The sequence below is a fragment of the Pseudomonas sp. P1.31 genome, assembly GCF_001269815.1.
Classification (GTDB): Bacteria; Pseudomonadota; Gammaproteobacteria; order Pseudomonadales; family Pseudomonadaceae; genus Aquipseudomonas; species Aquipseudomonas rustica.
In genome coordinates, this window is sequence record NZ_LHVN01000032.1 from 217,599 (window position 1) to 239,563 (window position 21,965).

At 58.3% G+C, this 21,965-nt stretch carries 19 protein-coding genes, 5 tRNA genes and 1 riboswitch; of the genes, 5 read left to right on the forward strand and 19 right to left on the reverse strand.

The annotated features are described in order from the left end of the window. Positions 1–65 precede the first annotated feature (65 nt). The 4 genes from AD669_RS19735 to AD669_RS19755 form a co-directional block, all read right to left on the reverse strand. Entirely contained in the window at positions 66–1,307 is a 1,242-nt protein-coding gene (locus AD669_RS19735) for a glutamine synthetase family protein (protein WP_172680146.1), read from the reverse strand. Positions 1,308–1,631: 324 nt separating this feature from the next. Next, positions 1,632–2,324: a sensor histidine kinase KdpD gene (locus AD669_RS19740; RefSeq protein ID WP_053122838.1), complete on the reverse strand. Its 693-nt coding sequence runs from the start codon at positions 2,322–2,324 to the stop codon at positions 1,632–1,634. Further along, complete coding sequence (locus tag AD669_RS19745; RefSeq protein ID WP_053122840.1) at positions 2,321–3,925, reverse strand: tetratricopeptide repeat-containing response regulator; 1,605 nt, start codon at positions 3,923–3,925, stop codon at positions 2,321–2,323. The genes AD669_RS19740 and AD669_RS19745 overlap by 4 nt, the downstream gene beginning before the upstream one ends. Before the next feature lie 740 nt (positions 3,926–4,665). Then, positions 4,666–4,742, reverse strand: a tRNA-Arg gene (locus tag AD669_RS19755). A gap of 294 nt (positions 4,743–5,036) precedes the next feature. Here AD669_RS19755 and AD669_RS19760 point away from each other — a divergent pair. Both AD669_RS19760 and AD669_RS19765 read left to right on the forward strand, forming a co-directional pair. After that, complete coding sequence (locus AD669_RS19760; protein ID WP_053122844.1) at positions 5,037–5,267, forward strand: hypothetical protein; 231 nt, start codon at positions 5,037–5,039, stop codon at positions 5,265–5,267. A 20-nt stretch (positions 5,268–5,287) separates the two neighbouring features. Then, positions 5,288–5,467 (forward strand): PA3371 family protein, encoded by a 180-nt coding sequence (locus AD669_RS19765; RefSeq protein ID WP_053122845.1) that lies wholly within the window; start codon positions 5,288–5,290, stop codon positions 5,465–5,467. Here AD669_RS19765 and phnN read toward each other — a convergent pair. Further along, positions 5,442–6,011, reverse strand: a complete 570-nt coding sequence (gene phnN / locus AD669_RS19770) for a phosphonate metabolism protein/1,5-bisphosphokinase (PRPP-forming) PhnN (protein ID WP_053122847.1) — start codon at positions 6,009–6,011, stop codon at positions 5,442–5,444. The two genes, AD669_RS19765 and phnN, sit on opposite strands and share 26 nt — an antisense overlap. A gap of 389 nt (positions 6,012–6,400) precedes the next feature. On the opposite strand from phnN, the gene AD669_RS19775 reads away from it, so the two are divergent. Then, positions 6,401–6,727, forward strand: coding sequence for an Arc family DNA-binding protein (locus tag AD669_RS19775; protein ID WP_003178899.1), 327 nt, complete (start codon positions 6,401–6,403; stop codon positions 6,725–6,727). Positions 6,728–6,973: 246 nt separating this feature from the next. On the opposite strand, the gene mgtE is transcribed toward AD669_RS19775, so the two are convergent. Beyond that, on the reverse strand, positions 6,974–8,416 hold the full coding sequence (gene mgtE / locus AD669_RS19780) for a magnesium transporter (protein ID WP_053122849.1): 1,443 nt from the start codon (positions 8,414–8,416) through the stop codon (positions 6,974–6,976). 320 nt (positions 8,417–8,736) lie between these two features. On the opposite strand from mgtE, the gene AD669_RS19785 reads away from it, so the two are divergent. Continuing rightward, entirely contained in the window at positions 8,737–9,255 is a 519-nt protein-coding gene (locus AD669_RS19785) for a cell envelope protein SmpA (protein ID WP_053122851.1), read from the forward strand. Positions 9,256–9,274: 19 nt separating this feature from the next. Here AD669_RS19785 and AD669_RS19790 read toward each other — a convergent pair. The 8 genes from AD669_RS19790 to ltaE all read right to left on the reverse strand — a co-directional run bounded on the left by AD669_RS19790 (position 9,275) and on the right by ltaE (position 15,387). Next, positions 9,275–9,351 (reverse strand) — tRNA-Arg (locus tag AD669_RS19790). A 72-nt stretch (positions 9,352–9,423) separates the two neighbouring features. After that, positions 9,424–9,500, reverse strand: a tRNA-Arg gene (locus tag AD669_RS19795). Between the two features lie 71 nt (positions 9,501–9,571). Then, positions 9,572–9,648: transfer RNA gene (locus tag AD669_RS19800), tRNA-Arg, on the reverse strand. 107 nt (positions 9,649–9,755) lie between these two features. Then, positions 9,756–9,846 (reverse strand) — tRNA-Ser (locus tag AD669_RS19805). Between the two features lie 62 nt (positions 9,847–9,908). Further along, a complete protein-coding gene (gene csrA, locus AD669_RS19810; RefSeq protein WP_002554426.1) occupies positions 9,909–10,097 on the reverse strand; it encodes a carbon storage regulator CsrA in 189 nt (62 codons plus the stop codon). A gap of 188 nt (positions 10,098–10,285) precedes the next feature. After that, positions 10,286–11,527 carry an aspartate kinase gene (locus AD669_RS19815; protein ID WP_053122853.1) on the reverse strand — a complete coding sequence of 414 codons (1,242 nt, stop codon included), beginning with the start codon at positions 11,525–11,527 and terminating at the stop codon, positions 10,286–10,288. 90 nt (positions 11,528–11,617) lie between these two features. Next, positions 11,618–14,236 carry an alanine--tRNA ligase gene (alaS, locus tag AD669_RS19820; RefSeq protein ID WP_053122854.1) on the reverse strand — a complete coding sequence of 873 codons (2,619 nt, stop codon included), beginning with the start codon at positions 14,234–14,236 and terminating at the stop codon, positions 11,618–11,620. A gap of 146 nt (positions 14,237–14,382) precedes the next feature. Beyond that, entirely contained in the window at positions 14,383–15,387 is a 1,005-nt protein-coding gene (ltaE, locus tag AD669_RS19825; protein ID WP_053122856.1) for a low-specificity L-threonine aldolase, read from the reverse strand. Positions 15,388–15,663: 276 nt separating this feature from the next. Further along, positions 15,664–15,835: riboswitch (FMN riboswitch) on the forward strand. A gap of 101 nt (positions 15,836–15,936) precedes the next feature. On the opposite strand from ltaE, the gene AD669_RS19830 reads away from it, so the two are divergent. Next, positions 15,937–16,446: a 6,7-dimethyl-8-ribityllumazine synthase gene (locus AD669_RS19830; RefSeq protein WP_007919335.1), complete on the forward strand. Its 510-nt coding sequence runs from the start codon at positions 15,937–15,939 to the stop codon at positions 16,444–16,446. A gap of 148 nt (positions 16,447–16,594) precedes the next feature. Here AD669_RS19830 and astE read toward each other — a convergent pair whose 3' ends face one another. From astE to astA, 5 genes are all read right to left on the reverse strand, one after another. After that, the gene (gene astE, locus AD669_RS19835; RefSeq protein WP_053122858.1) at positions 16,595–17,605 is read right to left on the reverse strand and encodes a succinylglutamate desuccinylase; all 1,011 of its coding nucleotides are present in this window, start codon (positions 17,603–17,605) and stop codon (positions 16,595–16,597) included. A 12-nt stretch (positions 17,606–17,617) separates the two neighbouring features. Continuing rightward, a complete protein-coding gene (locus AD669_RS19840) occupies positions 17,618–17,908 on the reverse strand; it encodes a hypothetical protein (protein ID WP_008077915.1) in 291 nt (96 codons plus the stop codon). 57 nt (positions 17,909–17,965) lie between these two features. Further along, a complete protein-coding gene (gene astB / locus AD669_RS19845) occupies positions 17,966–19,312 on the reverse strand; it encodes an N-succinylarginine dihydrolase (RefSeq protein WP_053122860.1) in 1,347 nt (448 codons plus the stop codon). Between the two features lie 138 nt (positions 19,313–19,450). Then, positions 19,451–20,920, reverse strand: a complete 1,470-nt coding sequence (astD, locus tag AD669_RS19850; protein WP_172680147.1) for a succinylglutamate-semialdehyde dehydrogenase — start codon at positions 20,918–20,920, stop codon at positions 19,451–19,453. Next, entirely contained in the window at positions 20,917–21,942 is a 1,026-nt protein-coding gene (gene astA, locus AD669_RS19855) for an arginine N-succinyltransferase (protein ID WP_053122864.1), read from the reverse strand. The genes astD and astA overlap by 4 nt, the downstream gene beginning before the upstream one ends. Between the last annotated feature and the right edge of the window lie 23 nt (positions 21,943–21,965).

The following is a 21,965-nucleotide window of genomic DNA, read 5'->3' on the forward strand; positions in this document are numbered from 1 at the left end:
GCGTTCCGAGCGGCTCCTTGCAGTGAGTCCGGGCTATCAAACGATAGCCCGGTGGCGACAGTTCGTCAGGCCTGGGCTGCTAGAACACGTCGTTCCCAGGGGGTAATTTCATCAAAGAAACTCGTCAACTCCATGGTCTTCGAAGCGATGTAGCCTTCGATGAACTCCTTGCCGAACAGTTCCATGGCCAATTGGCTACGTTTCAGACGCTCGAGTGCGGCATGCAAGGTACACGGCAGCGACAGATTGTCCGGCACTTCGAATTCGCCCTGAATCGCTTCGGTCGGTTCCAGCTCATGCTCGATGCCATGCAAGCCCGCGGCCAGGCTGGCGGCGATTGCCAGATACGGATTGGCGTCGGCGCCCGGCAAACGGTTTTCGACGCGACGGGCCACCGGCGAGCTGGCGGGAATCCGTAAGCCGGCGGCGCGATTGTCGTGCGACCAGCAGGCATTGTTCGGCGATGCAAATGGATGACACAGGCGCTGATAGGAGTTCACGTTGGGCGCAAACAGCGCGGTGAATTCAGCCATGCCCGCCTGCTGCCCGCCGATGAAGTGGCGGAACATTGCGGTCGGCTGACCCTTCTCGTCGCTGAACACATTCTTGCCGCTGCCGATCTCGACGATGCTCTGGTGAATGTGCATCGAACTGCCCGGAGTGTGCGCCAGCGGTTTGGCCATGCACACCACGGTCAGCCCGTGTTTGAGCGCGACTTCTTTGAGCAAGTGTTTGAACAGGAAGGTCTGGTCGGCCAGCAGCAGCGGATCACCGTGCAGCAGGTTGATCTCAAACTGGCTGACGCCCATTTCATGCATGAAGGTGTCGCGCGGCAAACCGAGGGCCGCCATGCATTTATAGACTTCGTTGAAGAACGGCCGCAGACCGTTGTTGGAACTGACGCTGAACGCCGATTGCCCATCCTCGCGGCGACCGTCGAGACCAATGGGTGGGCGGAACGGTTGATTCGGATCGGTATTGGGTGCGAAGACAAAGAATTCCAGCTCGGTCGCCACCACCGGCGCCAGGCCCAACGCCGCATAACGGGCGATGACTTTCTTCAACTGGCCACGGGTCGACAGGTTGGAGCTTTCGCCGGTCAGCTCATCGGCATCGCAGATCGCCCATGCGCGCGGCTCGTCGCTCCACGGCAACGGATGAATCATGCTCGGTTCGGCCACCAGCGCCAGGTCACCGTCATCGCTGCCGTAAAACTTCGCCGCCGGGTAACCGCCCATGATGCATTGCAGCAGCACACCCCGCGCCATCTGCAAACGCCGCCCTTCGAGGAAACCCTCGGCGGTCATCACCTTGCCTCGCGGCACGCCGTTCAAATCCGGCGTGACACATTCAATCTCATCAATGCCCGTCAATCGCTGTGCGAGTGAGCGCTGGCCATCGGTTGTCATGACGCAATCCTTGTTGTTGTGCGAGCCGCGAACGGCGACCCGGACAAAATAGGCTGCGGCTGTTCGGAATATCAAGCAGCGTCAAATAAATATCCGATCTTCTGTAGGAGCTGCCGAAGGCTGCGATCTTTTGATGTTGCCGTTAGAAACAAGATCAAAAGATCGCAGCCTTCGGCAGCTCCTACACGGGGAGAACGTTGCCGTCACGATCAGTCGAACGTCTCAGGGGAGGAAGAGGCTGAAGAGGCCGCCACCGAGTGGGCCGCCGTTGCTGATTTCGGTGCGTCCTTCGACGCCGTTGCGTTGGTGCAATGCGGCAATACGGTGGGCGAAATACAGACCCAATCCCGTGCTGCCGCTGCTGTGATTGATGCCCTGCACGTAATCGGCCTGACGCTCGAGCATCTCGGCCGGGTAACCGTCGCCGTCATCATTGATGGTCAGCACCAACTGCCCCGCCTCGTCGCTGACAGTAATCAGCAACGACTCGCGGGCATAGCGGATCGCATTGTTGATGCAGTTGCCGAGCACCGAAGCAATCAGTTCACGGTCGAAGAAACCCAGCGGACACAGCGGATCAATTTCATAGGTGGCGATGATCCCGCGACTGGCGAACACTTCCTGATGCGCCGCCAGTTGCGCCTCGATGAAGTCGTCGAGTTCGTGATACGCCGGCTGCAACGGCATCTGATTAACACCGAGCTTATACAGCCCGAGCAACTGCACGAGCATGCCGTTGAGGTGAGCGAACTCGAAGTCGATCACGCCCAGCTCAGAACCCTCGCGCTGCGCTGGCGGCAACCGCGCTAGCCATTGGCTGTGCGCCTGCATGAGCATGGCCAGCGAGTTCTTCATGTCGTGTACGGTGGAGGCGATCACCGTGGAAAAATCCAGTGTTTGCTCGTCGTGGTTCATTCGCCAAACGCCTTGCTTTTCAGCTTCTGGTAACGCGCATGACGCGCGTCGGTGTCGGGCATCAGGCCGACCATTTTCAGGCAGGCCCGACATTCTTCCAGCTCCGCCGACGGCACCGACGTGTCGGTACCGTGCAGCAGCGACTGGGCCAAGTTCAACGCAATACTGATGTTCTTCGGCTGCAACTTCAGCGCCTTGCGGAACACATCGCGGGCCTCCACCAGATTGCCGGTCTTGTACACGCGCACGCCCTGACGGTTGAGGTCGGCAGCGGCGTTGCTCGAACTGAGGATAGTCGGGTCATCGGTAAGCTTGGCGATGTCTTTCATCACCGCCGGATCATCGCCGTAGATCTCCGCGCAGCTCTTGAGCATTGAAGTGCCCGCCTCGGCCTGACCGAGCATTTGCAGTTGTTTGGCCACCAACAGCGCGGCCTCAGGACTCATGAATTGCTCCATGCCGTCGAGACGCAACATCGCTTGTTCGGTGAGTTTGTCAGCGGTTTCGGCATCGTTGAGCAACAGGCTGGTGGCCTTCATCAACCGCGCACGAATTTGCAGGCCCGGGTCGCTCGGGTTTTCCTTGGCCACGGCGCTGAGCGTGGTGTTGATCTCGAGTCGTGTGCGCGTATCGAGACCGCGCTCGCTGCCCTTGCTGATCAACGCGTGGGCCAGACCGAGATTGCTTTCCGCATCCTTGAAACGCGACTGCGCGCCCTGCGCCACGGCCTGCCGATAAGCCCGCGAGGCGGTGTCAAAATCTTCATTGGTCATCGCCAGTTTGCCGAGCAAGGCCTGCCGGCGCACCGCCAGCGGCGACAAGCGAATCGCCTCTTCAAGCACCCGCTGCGCGCCTTTGGTATCACCCTCCGCCACCAGCACATCGGCCATGCCGTCATACAGCGACGGCATCATCGGAAACACCTTCAGGGCTTTTTCGTAAACGCCTTTGGCCTGCGCAATCTGCCCGCGCTTGAACAACAGTTTGCCCAACCCGGCAAACGCCCACGGCAAAGGCCGGTCAGCAATGATGCCGTCGTAGAGGCGCTCCAGCGCTTCGTTCTGATTGAGATCGCGCAGCGCATCGGCGCGGTAACGCAGGCACAACGGCGAGTAGCGAATGTCCTGCTTGCACAACGCGATGCAGGCGTTAAGCACCTCAACCGGTTTGCCACGGTCGAGGGCCTGCAGAATCGGTTTGAGCAAAGTCTTGCGCTGCTCCAGACGCTCCAGTCGCTGCGCCAGACCCGAACGGTTGAACGGCTTGGTCAGATACGCGTCCGGCTCATGCTCCAACGCACTGAGCACCATCGCCTGACTGGTCTCGGCGGTGACCATGACAAACACCGCTTCATGGCTGATGAGCTTTTCCAGCATCAGGTCTTCAAGCACCTGCTGACCGTTCTTCTTGCCGTCGCCGAGATGGAAATCCTGCAGGATAAAATCGTAGGATTTCTGCGCACACATCTTCAGCGCCTGCTCACCGGTGTCCGCAGTGTCGACGTCCTTGACCCCAAGCTCACGCAGCATCGAGCGAACCGAACTGCGAAAATCCGAGAAATCATCGACGATCAGAAAACGCTTTTGGTGATACGACAGCATCGAAGATTTCCAGGCAATTGAAGTGAGGGCAATTTCGGGCGCGACGATGATAGCTGGCGGCAAAATGCCATCAAGGAATTTCACGCGACTTTGAAGTCACCGAGTACGTTATCGGCAACGGGTGGCGTTCCCTGAGGGTGGGTGACTGAAGATTCCTGATGTGTTTGTCAGAGCGCGATGCTGAAAGCTGGCTGGGGCGAAGGAGATCCGAATTCGGTGAGCGCCGGTGGAGCGGCATAATTATCTCGGCAACGACTCATGCGGAGGATAAAAATAATTACGCCCTTCCATGTGTCATGCGGAGTAATCCTCCCAGCCAGGCCCTCCGTAAGGAGTTTTATCCAGCTCGGGAAAATCCGTGGTCCACTCCCCCCAATCCATGTACTCATAGTACTTATTCATCGCTTCGAAGCGGCTCGCCGCCTCAACTTCCCAAATCAGCTTAGAACCAGGCTCAAGAAGGGCGCGGGACTCATCGCCCTGAGGCCCAGAGATACAGAACAGTTGGAGGCCATCAGGCTCCAGCCATAATTCATGATTCAAAGTTCACCCTCATATGTCCGAATGAGCCATTGGCTGGAGCGCACTTCAACTTATACCGCTATTCGTGAATTGCGAGGCGGATATGAAAAAGCCCCGTCAAGCGAACTCTAGACGGGGCTTCTTGGGACTGCGGCTGTCACCCTGCTGCCACAGGAAGATGACCAGCATTGGCTTCTGCTCGAAAGTCCCGAATTATATGGTGTCCCAGGCGGGGTTCGAACCTGCAACCTTCCCCTTAGGAGGGGGATGCTCTATCCAATTGAGCTACTGAGACACTGAGTTGTCGCGGGCAGACGCGGCGCGACGGACGGCGTGCATGGTAACGGCCAGGCCCTGATTTGTCATGTCATCCGTAGGGCTTTTTAAGTGTAGGCAGGCGGCCTGCAAGGCTGCGGGATGTTTTACCGTGCATTTTGCACTACCACAAAATGCCATCATTGCAGATTGCAACCCGCGCGTTGCGAAAAACCCTCTCAAATGCTTGTTTTTAAAGGACTTAACAGCGGTTAGACTGTTGGCACGGCGGCTGCTATGTCTGTTCCATAGAAGAACAATCGGAGTCCGCCTCATGAACAGCACCCTCTTGCTTGCAAACGCAATCGCATTGGCGGTCTTGGTGGGCTTTCACTTCGCCCCGGATAGTCATGAGACGGTCGCCCAGCGCATGCCACATTACCTGCAAGTGCAGAAGCAGCCGCAACTGGCGGTGCTGAGCGATCAGGGCAGCTACGGCCCAAGAGCTGTAAGCGAGGCCGAACAGGCTTTGCCGGCGCAGGTTTCCGATCGTCTGGTTTTTTGAAATATCTTCAGGAGTACAGCATGTCCAAATCAGCTGCAGGATTTCTGATCCTCGCCTTATTGAGTGGCGTTTTGCATTTTTCGCTGTTCGAGGACACCCAGGTCACCCTGCCCCTGATTGGCTGCGGCGTGTTTGCGGTGTTATTTGTGCTGGCGTTGGTGGCCGGGCGTCGGATCAAGTTTGACCCGGTGCTGCGTTGAGATTGAGCACATCCAGCAATTGATTGACGGCGGTCGCCAGATCGCCGGAGTTGTCGATCAGATTCACGGGCGTGTCGCTGGCTCGTCGGTCTTTGAACAGCGCATTGCGCGCCAGCCTCGCATCGATTTGCTCAAGGGTCTCACGGCCTCGTTTGAGCAAGCGTTCACGCAACACTTCATCCCTCACCGTCAACAGCACTGGCACCAGCGTTGGATACAGCTCCTGCGCTTGACGCAGGTTGGCCCGCGAGCCATTCACCAAGACGTTTCGCCCTTTTTTTAGCCACCGATCCATTTCTACTGGAATGCCGTAAGCGAGGCCATTAGCGTGCCAGGCCAGCGCGAAGTCACCGGCTTGCTGGCGGCGCTCAAACTCTTCTGGCGTAACGCCGACCGCGTCCTCACCCACAGACTCTGCTGATCGGGTAATCACTCGGCGAATGATTCCGCAATTCATCGCACGCAACGGTTCGCGTGCGGCCTCGATCAGGCTGTCCTTGCCTGAACCGGACGGCCCCATCAGATAAATAAGCTTGCCATCCATCCTGAAAATGCCCTCTGGCACGGGTCTGCCCCTAGTAAATCGGCAAATTGCCACTATCCTGTACAGGTAAGGAACAAGGATAGAAAGCCGCATAGCATGCACGTTCTGAGGTCTTTGGACACCCATTGATGTGCAACAGGAAGCGGGCAGTGATTCGGACGAAGGCAAAGATTTCAAACCAGTCCGCATTTCTGACAATTGGTGCTGGCATTACGCCTTTACCCGGCTCAATATTTGTCACAGAATTGACGCCAATGAACTGGCAATTTTGAGGCATGATGCGCGCCTCTTAACAATTCAGGTTGAACCATTTGGTCCGGATGCTTGTCCTATCACACATCCTGCGGCCATTCCCGAGAACCGCTCCCCTGAACTAACCGGTTAAATATATGCGCCCATTGAAACAGGCAATTTATTCCAGCCGTACGGCTGACAAGTTCGTCGTACGTCTGCCAGACGGAATGCGTGAACGCATTGCCGAGGTGGCTCGCAATCATCATCGCAGCATGAACTCCGAAATCATCGCGCGCCTTGAGCAGAGCCTTATTCAAGAAGGTGCACTGGGCGAAGAATTGAGCATGCGCCTCGATAGCCCTGAGCTGTCGCTTCACGAACGTGAGTTGCTGCAACGCTTCCGCCAGCTGTCGCACCGTCAACAGAACGCATTGGTGTCGTTGATCGCACACGACGCCGAGATGGCCGCAGACGCGTCCTGAGCTACACCGAATATCTCAAGCCAGCATGATTGCTGGCTTTTTTTTGCTTGGGATTTGACACAGCAGCAGCTTGGCAATGCATCTGTGGTGAGGGGATTTATCCCCGATGCGCTGCGCAGCGGCCCCGGAATCTTTGGGACTGCTGTGCAGTCCATCGGGGATAAATCCCCTCACCACAATTGTTTTGTATTGCCTGTCAGGCACAAAAAAGCCCGCCAATTTGGCGGGCTCTTTGTTTGCAGCGGGTCAGAGCAGGAAGATTGTCGCCAACCCGAGGAAGATGAAGAAGCCACCGCTGTCGGTCATCGCGGTGATCATCACGCTGGCGCCCATGGCCGGGTCGCGGCCCATTTTGGCCAGCGTCATCGGGATCAGTACGCCCATCAGCGCTGCCAGCAGCAGGTTGAGCGTCATCGCCGCCGTCATCACCACACCCAATGACCAACTGCCGTAGAGCAGATAAGCGACCACACCGATCACCCCGCCCCAGACCAGGCCGTTGATCAAACCGACCGCCAGTTCCTTGCGCATCAGACGCGAGGTATTGCCGGTGCTGACCTGATCGAGCGCCATGGCGCGAACGATCATGGTGATCGTCTGGTTACCGGAGTTGCCACCAATACCCGCCACGATCGGCATCAACGCCGCCAGCGCTACCAGCTTCTCGATCGAGCCTTCAAACAGACCAATCACTCGCGAAGCTACAAACGCGGTGATCAGGTTGACTGCCAGCCACGCCCAACGGTTACGCAGCGACTTCCACACGGAGGCGAAGATGTCTTCCTCTTCACGCAGACCCGCCATGTTGAGGACTTCGTTTTCGCTCTCTTCACGAATCAGGTCGACCATTTCGTCGATGGTCAGACGACCGATCAGCTTGCCGTTCTTGTCGACCACCGGGGCCGAGATCAAGTCATAACGCTCGAACGCCTGAGCGGCGTCATAGGCGTCTTCGTCCGGATGGAAACTCACCGGGTCGCTGGCCATCACCTCGGCCACTTGTTTGTCCGGATCGTTGACCAGCAAACGTTTGATCGGCAGCACGCCCTTGAGCACGCCGTCGTAATCGACCACAAACAGTTTGTCGGTATGGCCTGGCAGCTCTTTGAGACGGCGCAGATAACGCAGCACCACTTCGAGACTGACATCCTCACGGATCGTCACCATCTCGAAGTCCATCAGCGCACCGACCTGCTCCTCGTCATAAGACAGGGCCGAACGCACGCGCTCACGCTGCTGGTTATCGAGGCTCTCCATCAGTCCATGGACGACGTCTCGCGGCAGCTCGGAAGCCAGGTCAGCAAGTTCGTCGGCGTCCATGTCCTTGGCTGCAGCCAGGAGTTCGTGATCGTCCATGTCGGCGATCAGCGTTTCACGAACGGAATCGGATACTTCGAGAAGAATGTCGCCGTCGCGATCAGCCTTGACCAGTTGCCAGAGCGTCAGACGATCGTCCAGCGGCAAGGCTTCAAGAATGTAGGCAACGTCAGCGGAGTGCAGATCATCGAGTTTGCGTTGCAACTCGACCAGATTCTGCCGGTGAACCAGGTTTTCCACCCGGTCGTTGTGCGCGCCTTCCTGGCGATGAGTCAGGTCTTCGACGACTCGTTGGCGCTGCAGCAGCTCGACCACTTGGGCCAGGCGATCCTGCAGGCTTTCCTGTGTTTTCTTTACTTCGATTTCGGACATAGGCGAACTCCACTCCCAGCAGCGGGGCACGCCGGAAGAATCAATCAGTCAATTCATGATTGGTGAAACGGGTTACTGAACAACTACTGGGTAAGTCCATGGAGGTTTTCCATAAGCCCCGGCGGGGCTGACGGGCGCAATGATACACGCCTGACGGTTTAATACGTTAAAAAATCACGGCTGAAACAAGCGCTTGCGAGACAAACCTGAGCGCCATCCTGATCCATGCAAATGCGACGACTCATCTTGAAAAGAAAACACACCGGCAGCGCAAAATGTAGCGACTACCCTTGAGCGTAGATCGTCATGGAGGACGTCGAATGCCACTCAAATCATCTTTTTTCGTAATGACTTTTTTGCTCTGCCTACCGCACGCCGGGGCCACCACCACATTGCATCGCTGTGAAGCGGCGGACGGCAGCATCACGTTTACCACGATGAGTTGCGCGCACGGTGAACACCTCTTCGTGCAGGAAGTACACCCCTACTCGCCCGGATCTGTCGTGGCGGTGATGCCCGAAGCCAATCACGAAGAAACATCCGGTATGAATACCAGAGGCCGAGCACCGGGCATTGTCGGCGGCGCGGAGCACATCTGCGGCAACGTGATCGACGCGAGACAACGCCGCCAGGCGATCATCAATCGGCGCGTTATCACAGGGATGAGCGCGCAAGATGTCGAAAGCGCTTTAGGCAAGCCGGACAAGATCAACATTCGGACATCGACGACAACGTATCGTTACGACCTCAAGCGAGGCCGAACGGCACAAATCGATTTTGATCAGAGGGGATGCGTGAAGGAAAAAGCCAAATCCCGGACAGCAAAAAGCCCGCGATAAACGCGGGCTTTTCGGTATATGGTGCACTCGACAGGATTCGAACCTGTGACCGCTCGGTTCGTAGCCGAGTACTCTATCCAGCTGAGCTACGAGTGCATTTTGTGTTTTTAGCCCAGACCACAACTGGATGAAGCCAAGTTATCTGCATTGCTGCAAGTAACTCTTAAATGGTGCACTCGACAGGATTCGAACCTGTGACCGCTCGGTTCGTAGCCGAGTACTCTATCCAGCTGAGCTACGAGTGCATTTGTGTTTTTAGACCAGATCACATCTGGTTGAAGCCAAGTCATTTACATTGCTGTAACTGACTCTTAAATGGTGCACTCGACAGGATTCGAACCTGTGACCGCTCGGTTCGTAGCCGAGTACTCTATCCAGCTGAGCTACGAGTGCATTTGTTGCGCCGCATTATAGCCCGTCTAATCTCTATTCCAACCACTTTTTCTATTAATTTCAACAACTTACAGAAAAAGCCAGATTACGACGTACTAAGCAAATAATGGCGGAGAACGGGGGATTCGAACCCCCGACACCCTTTTGAGGTGTACTCCCTTAGCAGGGGAGCGCCTTCGGCCACTCGGCCAGCTCTCCGCAACACGGGGCGTATCTTAACCAACCTTTTCCCCGTTTGCAAACATAAAAATCGATAAAAATTAATGGCTTGGTTCTTCGTCCTTCTCTTTCTTTATACGCAGGTAAATTTCCTCACGGTGCACGGCAACCTCTTTCGGCGCGTTCACACCGATGCGCACTTGGTTTCCTTTAACGCCGAGCACGGTCACGGTGATTTCGCCGTCACCGATAATCAGGCTTTCTGCGCACCGACGGGTCAGAATCAGCATACCTTTCTCCTTACGCAATTCAGTTCAGGGACAACAGTCTGCAAAAAAAAGGCACCCGACCTACAACCGGAGCGATCGTAGCCCTACATGCCTGAGTATTGACCAGCGCGAGCAAAAGAACAGTCAGGGCTCACGCCATTCAAAAAAATAAAGGGCGCGGTCAGACCGCGCCCTTCAGTTGAACGGAATTACTCGCCTTGACGGGCCGGCGCATCCAGTTCGAAAGCCGTGTGCAGAGCGCGCACGGCCAGTTCCAGGTACTTCTCTTCAATCACCACGGAAACCTTGATTTCCGAAGTCGAGATCATCTGGATGTTGATGCTTTCTTTTGCCAGCGATTCGAACATGCGGCTGGCCACGCCTGCGTGGGAACGCATGCCGACGCCGACGATCGAGACCTTGGCAATCTTGATGTCGCCAACCACTTCACGGGCACCGATCTCGCGAGCAGTGTTTTCCAGCACGTTCTGTGCGGCCTGGAAGTCGTTGCGGTGTACGGTGAAGGTGAAGTCGGTGGTGTTATCGTGCGCGACGTTCTGCACGATCATGTCGACTTCGATGTTCGCGGCACTGATCGGGCCGAGAATCTTGAACGCCACGCCCGGGGTGTCTGGCACGCCACGGATGGTCAGCTTGGCTTCATCGCGGTTGAAAGCGATGCCGGAAATGATCGGCTGTTCCATGGTTTCCTCTTCATCAATAGTAATGAGGGTGCCCGGACCCTCCTTGAAGCTGTGCAGTACGCGCAGCGGAACGTTGTACTTGCCGGCGAATTCCACGGCACGGATCTGCAACACCTTGGAACCGAGGCTGGCCATTTCCAGCATCTCTTCGAAGGTGATCTTGTCCAGACGCTGAGCGACCGGCACCACACGCGGGTCAGTGGTGTAAACACCATCAACGTCGGTGTAGATCTGGCACTCGTCAGCCTTCAACGCCGCAGCCAGTGCCACGCCGGTGGTGTCGGAACCGCCACGACCGAGAGTGGTAATGTTGCCGTGCTCGTCGACGCCCTGGAAACCGGCGACAACTACCACGCGACCTGCTTTCAGATCACCACGAATCTTCTGGTCATCAATCTGCAAGATACGCGCTTTATTGTGCGCACTGTCGGTCAGGATCCGCACCTGATTACCGGTGTACGACACCGCCGGCACACCGCGCTTGATCAGCGCCATGGCCAACAGGGCAATCGTCACCTGCTCACCGGTGGAAACAATCACGTCCAGCTCACGCGGAACCGGTTGACCGTCGCCACTGATTTGCTTGGCCAGATCGATCAGACGGTTGGTTTCGCCGCTCATTGCAGACAGCACAACCACCAGGTCATCGCCGGCATCGCGGAATTTCTTAACCTTGTCGGCGACCTGCTCGATTCTCTCGACAGTACCGACCGAGGTGCCTCCAAATTTCTGTACGATCAAAGCCATTTCAAAGCCGCCTCTGCCCATGAAGGGCGCCCAATAATCACTCGAACAGCCGCCGCGCCCGCCACTAGACTGCGGGCGCGACGGACCGTCTTATAAACCCTGCTCGACGAATGGAACGGTCAGCGCCAGTGCACCATCCAGCGCGCCGGCATCAACGCCACCGCCCTGCGCCATGTCCGGACGACCACCGCCCTTCCCGCCCACTGCCGCAGCAGCTTGCTTCATCAAATCACCGGCTTTGAGTTGGCCAGTCAGGTCTTTGGTTACGCCTGCAACCAGAACGACCTTTTCCTCATGGACACTGCCGAGCAGGATCACTGCGCGGCCGAGTTTGTTCTTCAACTGATCAACCAGCGCCAGCAGCGCCTTGGCGTCCTGACCATCCAGACGTGCGGCCAAAACCTTCACGCCTTTGACGTCCAGTGCCGAGGACGACAGATCATCGCCCGCCGCACTCGCCGCCTTGGCTTGCAACTGCTCGAGTTGCTTCTCCAGTTGGCGATTGCGCTCGAGCACAGCCGACAGCTTGTCGATCAGGTTGTCGCGGCTGCCCTTGACCAGGCTGGCCGCTTCCTTGAGTTGTTCTTCTGCAGCATTCAAGTAGGCCAGTGCCGCGGCACCGGTGACCGCTTCGATACGACGCACACCCGAAGCCACACCGCCTTCGCTGATGATTTTCAGCAGGCCGATGTCGCCGGTACGGTTGGCGTGGATACCGCCGCACAGTTCGACGGAGAAATCGCCGCCCATGCTCAGCACGCGCACGTTGTCGCCGTACTTCTCGCCGAACAGCGCCATCGCGCCTTTGTTCTTCGCGGTGTCGATGTCGGTTTCTTCGGTTTCAACGGCGGAGTTCTTGCGAATCTCGGCGTTGACGATGTCTTCCAGCGCTTTGATCTGCTCAGGCTTGATCGCTTCAAAGTGGCTGAAGTCGAAACGCAGGCGCTGACTATCGACCAACGAACCTTTCTGCTGAACGTGCTCGCCCAGAACCTGGCGCAGTGCAGCGTGCAGCAAGTGCGTGGCCGAGTGGTTCAAAGAAGTGGCGTGACGCACTTCGGCGTCGACGTGGGTTTCCACTGGCGCGCCGATGGTCAGGCTGCCCGAATCCAGCACACCGTGGTGCAGGAAAGCGCCGCCGGTTTTGGTGGTGTCGCGCACCTCGAAACGGCTGCTGCCGGCCTGCAGATAACCGCAGTCGCCGATCTGGCCGCCGGACTCAGCGTAGAACGGCGTCTGATTCAGAACGATCACCGCCTCTTCGCCTTCATTCAAGACGTCGACCGACTGGCCATCTTTATAGATAGCAACGATTTTTGCCGAACCGCTGGTGTCTTTGTAACCGGTGAACTCGGTGGCCACGTCAACCTTGACCAAGGTGTTGTAGTCCAGACCGAACGAGCTGGCCGAACGCGCACGCACACGCTGAGCTTCCATCTCACGTTCGAAGCCGACTTCATCGACAGTCAGGCTGCGCTCGCGGGCGATGTCGGCGGTCAGGTCCATCGGGAAACCATAGGTGTCGTAGAGTTTGAACACTACGTCGCCCGGCACCACGGTGCCTTTGAGTTCCAGCAGATCCTGCTCGAGAATTTTCAGGCCGTGCTCCAGCGTCTTGGAGAACTGCTCTTCTTCAGCCTTGAGCACGCGCTCGATGTTGCTTTGCTGCTTTTTCAGTTCCGGGAAGGCTTCGCCCATCTCGGCAACCAGTGCGGCAACGATTTTATAGAAGAAGCTGCCGGTAGCGCCCAGCTTGTTACCGTGACGGCAAGCGCGACGGATGATCCGGCGCAGTACATAACCGCGACCTTCGTTGGACGGCAGCACGCCGTCGGCGATCAGGAAACCGCACGAACGAATGTGGTCGGACACGACTTTCAACGAAGACTGATCGCCATTTTCACAGCCGATCGCTTCAGCCGAGGCCTTCAGCAGGTTTTTGAACAGGTCGATGTCGTAGTTGGAATTGACGTGCTGCATCACCGCACTGATCCGCTCCAGGCCCATGCCGGTGTCGACCGACGGCGCTGGCAACGGATGCAACACGCCATCGGCGGTGCGGTTGAACTGCATGAACACGTTGTTCCAGATCTCGATGTAACGGTCGCCGTCTTCTTCCGGCGAGCCCGGCGGGCCGCCCCAGATGTGGTCGCCGTGATCGTAGAAAATCTCGGTGCACGGGCCGCACGGGCCGGTATCGCCCATGGTCCAGAAGTTGTCGGAGGCGTACGGCGCGCCTTTGTTGTCGCCAATGCGGATCATGCGCTCGACCGGCACACCGATTTCTTTGGTCCAGATGTCATACGCTTCGTCGTCGGAGGCGTAGACGGTGACCCAGAGTTTTTCCTTCGGCAGTTGCAGAACGCCGGTCAGGAAGGTCCACGCGTAGGTAATCGCGTCTTTCTTGAAATAGTCACCGAAGCTGAAGTTACCGAGCATTTCGAAGAACGTGTGGTGACGAGCGGTATAACCGACGTTTTCCAGGTCACTGTTCTTGCCACCGGCACGCACGCATTTCTGGCTGCTGGTCGCACGGGTATACGCACGTTTTTCCTGGCCCAGGAAGCAGTCCTTGAACTGGTTCATCCCCGCGTTAGTGAACAGCAGGGTTGGGTCGTTGCCCGGAATCAAAGAGCTGGAGGCTACACGGGTGTGGCCTTGCTCTTCGAAGAAGCGAAGGAAGGCTTCACGGATTTCTGCGCTTTTCATTAGGTTCTTCCACGGAGGCTGCGGCCAAAGGCCTGTTCGAAACGTCAACAGACGAAGCGACGGCAAAGGGCCGCATTATATCGGCCCTGCGCGCGGGGTACAGCGTGTTTATACGATAGAAACGGTCAATTGGACGGCTAACGCTGTCACTTGCGCGAAAAGTCGACGAATGTCGCGATCACTTGCTCGATTTGCGCGCGACTGACGTCCATGTGCGTGACCATACGCAGACGCGCGGCGGCGCTCAACTTGATCCCGCGTTCGCCGGCAAACGCCTTGATCGCCTCGGCTTTGTCGCCCATTTGCACATAAACCATGTTGGTTTGCACCGGTTCAACGCTGAAACCTGCTTCACGCAGACCATCGGCCAAAAACTGCGCGTTGGCGTGGTCATCCGCCAGACGCTCGACGTTGTGATCCAGCGCATACCGCCCCGCCGCCGCCAGCAGTCCGGCCTGACGCATGCCGCCGCCGACCATTTTGCGCAAACGCCGGGCCTTGCCGATCAGTTGCTCGGAACCGCACAACACCGAACCCACCGGCGCGCCAAGGCCTTTGGACAGGCACACCGATACCGAATCGAAATGTTTAGTGATTTCCCGCGCATCGACACCTAGCTTGACCGCGGCGTTGTAAAGCCGCGCGCCGTCGAGGTGCAACTGCAGGCCGTGGTCTTGGGTGAATTTACGCGCCCGCGCCAGATATTCCAGCGGCAGCACTTTGCCTTGCATGGTGTTTTCCAGCGCCAGCAAACGGGTGCGAGCGAAATGGAAGTCGTCGGGTTTGATCGCCGCCGCGACTTGATCCAGATCCAGCGAACCGTCGGCCTGCACTTCCAGCGGCTGCGGCTGAATCGAACCGAGCACCGCCGCGCCGCCGCCCTCGTACTTGTAGGTGTGCGCCTGCTGACCCACGACATATTCGTCGCCGCGCTCGCAGTGCGCCATCAATCCCAACAGATTGCTCATGGTGCCGGTCGGCACGAACAGCGCTGCGGCAAAGCCCAAGCGTTTAGCCAGTTCGGCTTCCAGACGATTGACCGTCGGGTCTTCGCCGTACACATCGTCACCGGTGTCGGCCGCGGTCATCGCGTCGAGCATGGCGGGTGTCGGTTGGGTGACGGTGTCGCTGCGAAGATCGATAACGCTCATAAACCTGGCCTCAATTCAGCAGGGGAAATCCCTTTACGAGGGTGAATTACTGCGGTCATCGCGGCGATTAATCAAGCCCTGGACAAGGAAAATGCACCTTACTCCTTGAGAAGGCACACCCCATGTGGGAGCGAGCTTGCTCGCGAAAGCGGATTGGCAGTCAGCATCCGCGTTGAATGTTAAACCGCTTTCGCGAGCAAGCTCGCTCCCACAGGTTCTGTGCAGGGCTGGAAAATATGTGTTAAAAACGCTGCGCCGCCCGCGAAAGGGCGGCAAAAACGTTCTCAGGGCGGGGTGCAATTCCCCACCGGCGGTAATTGCGCGCAATGCGCATAGCCCGCGAGCGCTTGGCGACGAATACGACTTCGGTTGAGATCGGCGGCAAGGTCAGCAGACCCGGTGTGATCCCGGGGCCGACGGTCATAGTCCGGATGAAGAGAGAACGGGATTAACGCCAAAGGGCCGTCCGCGCGATGTTGTGCGTGTGCGCACCCTTGAATCCCTTTCGATTCATAACGCCCTGTTTTTCACACAAACAGGAGTCAGAACATGCAACCCACCGCTATCGACAGCAAAAGCAAACACCCACACGGCGAGCGCGTTGCGTTCATCCAGGCCTGCTGGCACAAAGAAATCGTCGACCAGAGCCGAAAAGGCTTCGTCGCCGAAATGATTGCCCTGGGTTATCAGGAATCGGACATCGACATCTTCGAAGTCGGCGGCGCTTTTGAAATGCCTCTACACGCCAAGTTGCTGGCCAAAACCGGTCGTTACGCCGGCATCGTCGCCGCAGCCCTGGTGGTGGATGGCGGCATCTACCGTCACGAGTTCGTCGCCCAATCGGTGGTCAGCGGCCTGATGCAAGTGCAGTTGGAAACCGAAGTGCCGGTGTTCTCGGTGTCGCTGACGCCGCATCACTTCCATGCGGGTGACGAACATCAGAAATTCTTCTTTGAGCACTTTGTACACAAGGGTCAGGAAGCAGCGCGGACTTGCGCGGATACGCTACGCAAGGTTCGCGCACTGCGCCGTACTGAGCCGCATGCAGTAGCCGTCTGAATCCAAAGCTGAGTGAGGTCTCGGGCCTCACTCAAATCCAAATGTGGGAGCGGGCTTGCTCGCGAAAGCGGTGTGTCAGTCAGCAAATGAGTTACCGACAGACCGCATTCGCGAGCAAGCCCGCTCCCACAGGGGTTCTGGGGTGAACTCAGGTTAAGTGTTCATCTGTGGTCGGGACGATCAGGATGCCCGCGCGCAGGCCGTTCTTGACCTTGGGATTAGGGAAGATGATGCGCGCGCCCTCTTCCTCAATGATCCAGCGGGTATTGGCCAGATCTTCGGCCAACACATAACCCACCTCCAACTCGGAAAAATTTTCAATGTCCTGCGGCAGGTTCAAGCGGAACGCATCGCTGTGCTTGATGATTTCCCGCGCCACACTGAACAGCTGCAAACCATCCAGCTGCGCTTTAGCCATCTCTGGTTCAGTGCCTTCGATGATTTGCTTTAAGCGAGTTTCCAGCAGCGAGACGTTAACCCCGTCGTTCTGCCCGAACGGCCGCGCCTTGCCCAGTTCCAGCGTGAAAGCCTCGGCGCCGAGCTTGTCGTAGGTATAAGAGCTGAACACAATCGACGGTTTGTTCTGCAGCAGCACCGCTTCCATCCCGGCAGCGCGCAGGCGCGCCAGTTCAAGGCGTGAATGCTGACGACCTTCCTTCCACGGATACAGCGCGAACTGCTCGATCTTCGAGCCGCGAATCGCTGTGTGCAGGTCGTAGTGCAGGCGCTGGCGATCCGGCAGGCTGAAGAAACTCGCCGCCAAACGTTCCAGCTCACAGGCTCGCAGCGCTTCTGAGCCACTGCTTTGTTCGTGACGGCCATTGAACAGCCGATTGACGTCCTGCTCGACAAAGCGCTCGCCTTTGCGAATCGCTTCGGGGTTGCCGAACAGGAACAGAATGCGTGCGCGCGGCTTCAGATCGCCGCGTGCGATGTCGTGCAGCAGCCGATCAAGCAACTCGATCGGCGCTGTTTCGTTGCCATGGATCCCTGCCGACAGCAGCAGATCCAGGCCATTGTCGCGCGCTTCGGGTGGCCGGACTTCCAGCGCCCCTTCGCTCAACCAGCGCATACGCACGCCTTCGACAGTCAGTTGAGTCTTCTCCGCCGGTTCGCGGCCGGCGAGGGTCAGTTCAAGCAGTTTGCCGAGGGCGAGCATAGAACGGTTTCCTTAGTGGTCGTGGTTGCAATCCGGGCCGTGCACGTGGTCTTCGTCGTCGCCAGCGTCAGCCGGTTCCATTTCCAGTTGCAGACTTACCAGATTAGTCGCCAATGGGCGCAGCAGCAGGTTGGCGTATTCGGCGTCACCTTCTTCAACGTCCACGCCGATCAGCAACTGGCCACGGCCGTCCTGCTGGATCCACAGCTCTTTGCCTTGCCACATGACCGCAACGCGGGTGCAGGAGGTCTCCAGTTGCGTGCCGTCGGTGTCTTCAAGGATCAGCTGCAGGGAATCGCTCATGTTTTTACTCTCTTGGTGAGACAAGCCGCGCGCCGCGTTCGGGCGACGCGCCGGCCATCAATTGATCTGGAATGGATAAACCGCGCCCAGTTTAAGGATTTGCGTCAGTTCATCCAGTGCCGTCCGGCATTCAAGCAACAACTGCGGATCCGCCAGATCGGTTTCGCTCAGGCGGTCGCGGTAGTGCTTCTCGACCCATGCGGTCAACGAACCGTACAACGGTGCCGTCATGATAACCCCTGGGTTGACCGCCGCCAGTTCGGTTTCGTTGAGCGCGACGCGCAGTCGCAGGCACGCCGGGCCACCGCCGTTCTGCATGCTTTGCTTGAGATCGAAAACTTTCACTTCGCGGATCAGACCGCCGGAGCTGGTCAGGCTTTGCAGGTAAGCCCAGACGCGCTCGTTGGCCTGGCACTCTTGCGGCACGATCAGCAGCATCGAACCGTCAGGACGCGACAGCAACTGGCTGTTGAACAGGTAAGAACGCACTGCGTCATCCACGGTGACTGCCGAACGCGGCACACACACCGATTGGAAGTTACCACCGACTTTGGCCAGTTTGCTTTGCAGCTCGGCCAGCATCGACTCGGTGTCGAGGAACGCGTCCTCGTGATAGAACAAGACCTCGCCATTACCCACAGCAATCACGTCGTTGTGGAACACGCCCTGATCGATCACGTTCGGGTTCTGCTGGGCGTAAACCACGCCTTCGTCACGCAGACCGTGCAGACGCGCAACGGCTTGCGAAGCTTCGAGAGTCTGGCGCGCCGGGTACTTTTGCGGCGCCGGGAAACGGTTGTCGAACGCGCTGCGACCGAACACAAAGAACTCAACGCCCGCCTCGCCGTACTCACGGCAGAAACGCGTGTGGTTGGCCGCGCCTTCGTCGCCGAACTGCGCCACGGCCGGCAACGCGGCGTGATGGGCGAAGTGCTGCTGATTGGCGAACATTGCGCCGAGCACACGGCTGGTGGTCGGGTGCTCGATGCTGCGGTGGTATTTGCAATTGAGGTTGGCGGCGGTGAAATGCACGCGACCGTCAGCAGTGTCGGCACTCGGGCTGACCGTGGCGGCGTTAGCCACCCACATGCTCGACGCCGAGCAACTGGCGACCAGCAGCGGCATGGCTTCTTTGGCGGCGCGCTCGATCACTTGCGCGTCGGTACCGCTGAAACCCAGACGGCGCAGAGCGGCCACGTCCGGACGTTCCTGCGGCGCCAGTACGCCTTGCTGAAAGCCCATTTCCATCAGTGCTTTCATCTTCGCCAGACCTTGCAGCGCCGCTTCCTTCGGGTTCGAGGATTGCTGGCTGTTGCTCTGGGACGCAACGTTGCCGTAGGACAGACCACCGTAGTTATGGGTCGGCCCCACTAGACCGTCAAAATTGACTTCATAGGATTTCATCAGCGAGGCTCCACGAGAATCTGTTGTTATAGGCTTCAGTAACTATTCTTTTAGACCGAGGTGCGGCCTTCGCGAGCAGGCTCGCTCCCACAGGGAAATGCATTCCAATGTGGGAGCGAGCCTGCTCGCGAATGGCCGTTACGCCATTTTCACGCCTGGCGTGAGGGCCGATGGCAACACCAGGCTCGGCGTCTCCAGCGACGCCACCGGGTACGCGCAGTAATCCGCCGCGTAATAGGCGCTGGCGCGATGGTTGCCCGAGGCACCGACGCCACCAAACGGCGCGCTGCTCGCAGCGCCGGTCAGTTGTTTGTTCCAGTTGACGATGCCTGCACGGCTTTCCAGCCAGAATTGCTGATAACGCGCTTCGGAATCCGACAGCAAACCCGCAGCAAGGCCATAAGCGGTGTTGTTGGCTTCAACGATCGCTGCCTCAAAATCAACGTAGCGGATCACTTGCAGCAACGGGCCAAACAGTTCTTCGTCCGGACGCTCAGCGACCTCCGTCACATCAACGATGCCCGGCGTCAGCAACGCGGCTTTTGCTTGCGGCTGAGTCATTTCCAGCAGCGACACTGCGCCGTTGGCCAGCAGATGTTCTTGAGCGTCCATCAGCGCTTTCGCTGCGCCGAGGGAAATCACCGAGCCCATGAACGGGGCCGGTTGCTGATCGAATGCGCCGACTTCAATGGTCGCGCTGACTTCAACCAGACGCTTCAACAGGCTGTCGCCCCACGCGCCTTGCGGCACCAGCAGGCGGCGTGCGCAGGTGCAACGCTGACCGGCAGAAATGAACGCCGACTGAATAATCGTGTAAACCGCTGCATCCAGATCCGCGACCTGATCAACCACCAGCGGGTTGTTACCACCCATTTCCAGCGCCAGAATCTTGTCCGGACGACCGGCGAATTGCTGGTGCAGATGATTGCCGGTGCGGCTCGAACCGGTGAAGAACAAACCATCGATACCCGGGTTCGCGGCCAGTGCGATACCGGTTTCCCGGGCGCCTTGCACCAGGTTCAGAACACCCGCTGGCAGACCGGCTTCGATCCAGCACTTAACCGTCAACTCGGCCACTTTCGGGGTCAGTTCGCTTGGCTTGAACAGCACGCTGTTACCCGCCAGCAACGCCGGAACGATGTGGCCGTTTGGCAAGTGGCCAGGAAAATTGTAAGGGCCGAACACCGCCACCACACCGTGCGGTTTGTGGCGCAGCACAGCAGTGGCGTCGCCCAACGGGCCGCTCTTCTCGCCGGTACGCTCGCGGTAGCTCTGCACCGAAATCGCGATCTTGTTGACCATGCTGGTCACTTCGGTCGCCGATTCCCACAGCGGTTTGCCGGTCTCTTCACCGATGGTGCGAGCCAGTTCGTCAGCGTGGTTTTTCAGCGACGCGGCGAAAGCCTCAAGCACCGTGATGCGCTCGTCCAGCGTGCGACGTGCCCAGCCCGGGAACGCCTGACGCGCAGCTTGCACAGCCGATTCAACCTGAGCCGCCGTGGCGCCCTCCCCCGACCACAGCACTTGCTGGGTCACCGGGTTCAGCGATTGAAAGGCCTCGCCCTGACCGGCCAGCCACTCACCTGCGATGTATAGCGAATTCATTATTTCGACTCCCGTGCAGCGGACAACGCCACGGCGCGCACTTGATCGCCAGCGTTGAGTTGAAGACGTTTGGCGGTCTGCGGATCGACCACCAAAGTCCCAGCAGCGAGACGCGCCGGCGCAGCGGTGATGCGGCAGTCTTCGCGCTTGCGGTTATGGATGATGAACGGCGTGGCGTCGTCGCCCGGCGTACCCACGGCGAGCACCAGCGCTTCACTGTCACGCACCGCGCGGATCTTGCCGGTTTCGCATTCGATGGCCGGGCCGGCGTCGAAGATGTCGACGTAACCCTGATAGCTGAAACCTTCGCCCTTGAGCATCGCCAAGGCTGGCTCGGTGTCCGGGTGAACCTGGCCGATGACCTGACGCGCGCCTTCGGACAGGAAGCAGGTGTACAGCGGGAATTTCGGCATCAGTTCAGCGATGAACGCCTTGTTGCCGACACCGGTGAGGTAATCGGCCTGGCTGAATTCCATCTTGAAGAAGTGCCGACCGAGGCTTTCCCAGAACGGCGAACGACCGGCGTCATCGGAGACACCGCGCATTTCGGCGATGATCTTGTTGCCGAACAATTCAGGGAATTCCGCGATGAACAGCATCCGCGCCTTCGACAGCATGCGACCGTTCAGACCGCTGCGGTAATCGGCGTGCAGGAACAACGAGCACAGCTCGGAATTACCGGTCAGGTCGTTGGCCAGAAACAGCGTCGGAATCTCGCGATAGATATTCAGTTCTTGCGAGGCGCTGACGGTCAGGCCGACACGGAAGTTGTACCAAGGCTCACGCATGCCGACCGCGCCGGCAATGGCGGAAATCCCCACCACGCGGCCGTCATCGTCTTCGAGCACGAACAGGTAGTCCGCATCACCACGGCCGGCTTCGCCGCGAAAAGTCTTCTCGGCCCAGCCGACCCGATGGGCCAGACGTTCTTCGTTGGCCGGCAAAGTAGTCAAACCGGTGCCGGTGCTACGGGCCAGGTCGATCAGCGCGGATAAATCGCTGCTGCGTACGGGACGAACAATCATGCTATCTCCTCAAACGGGCCGCC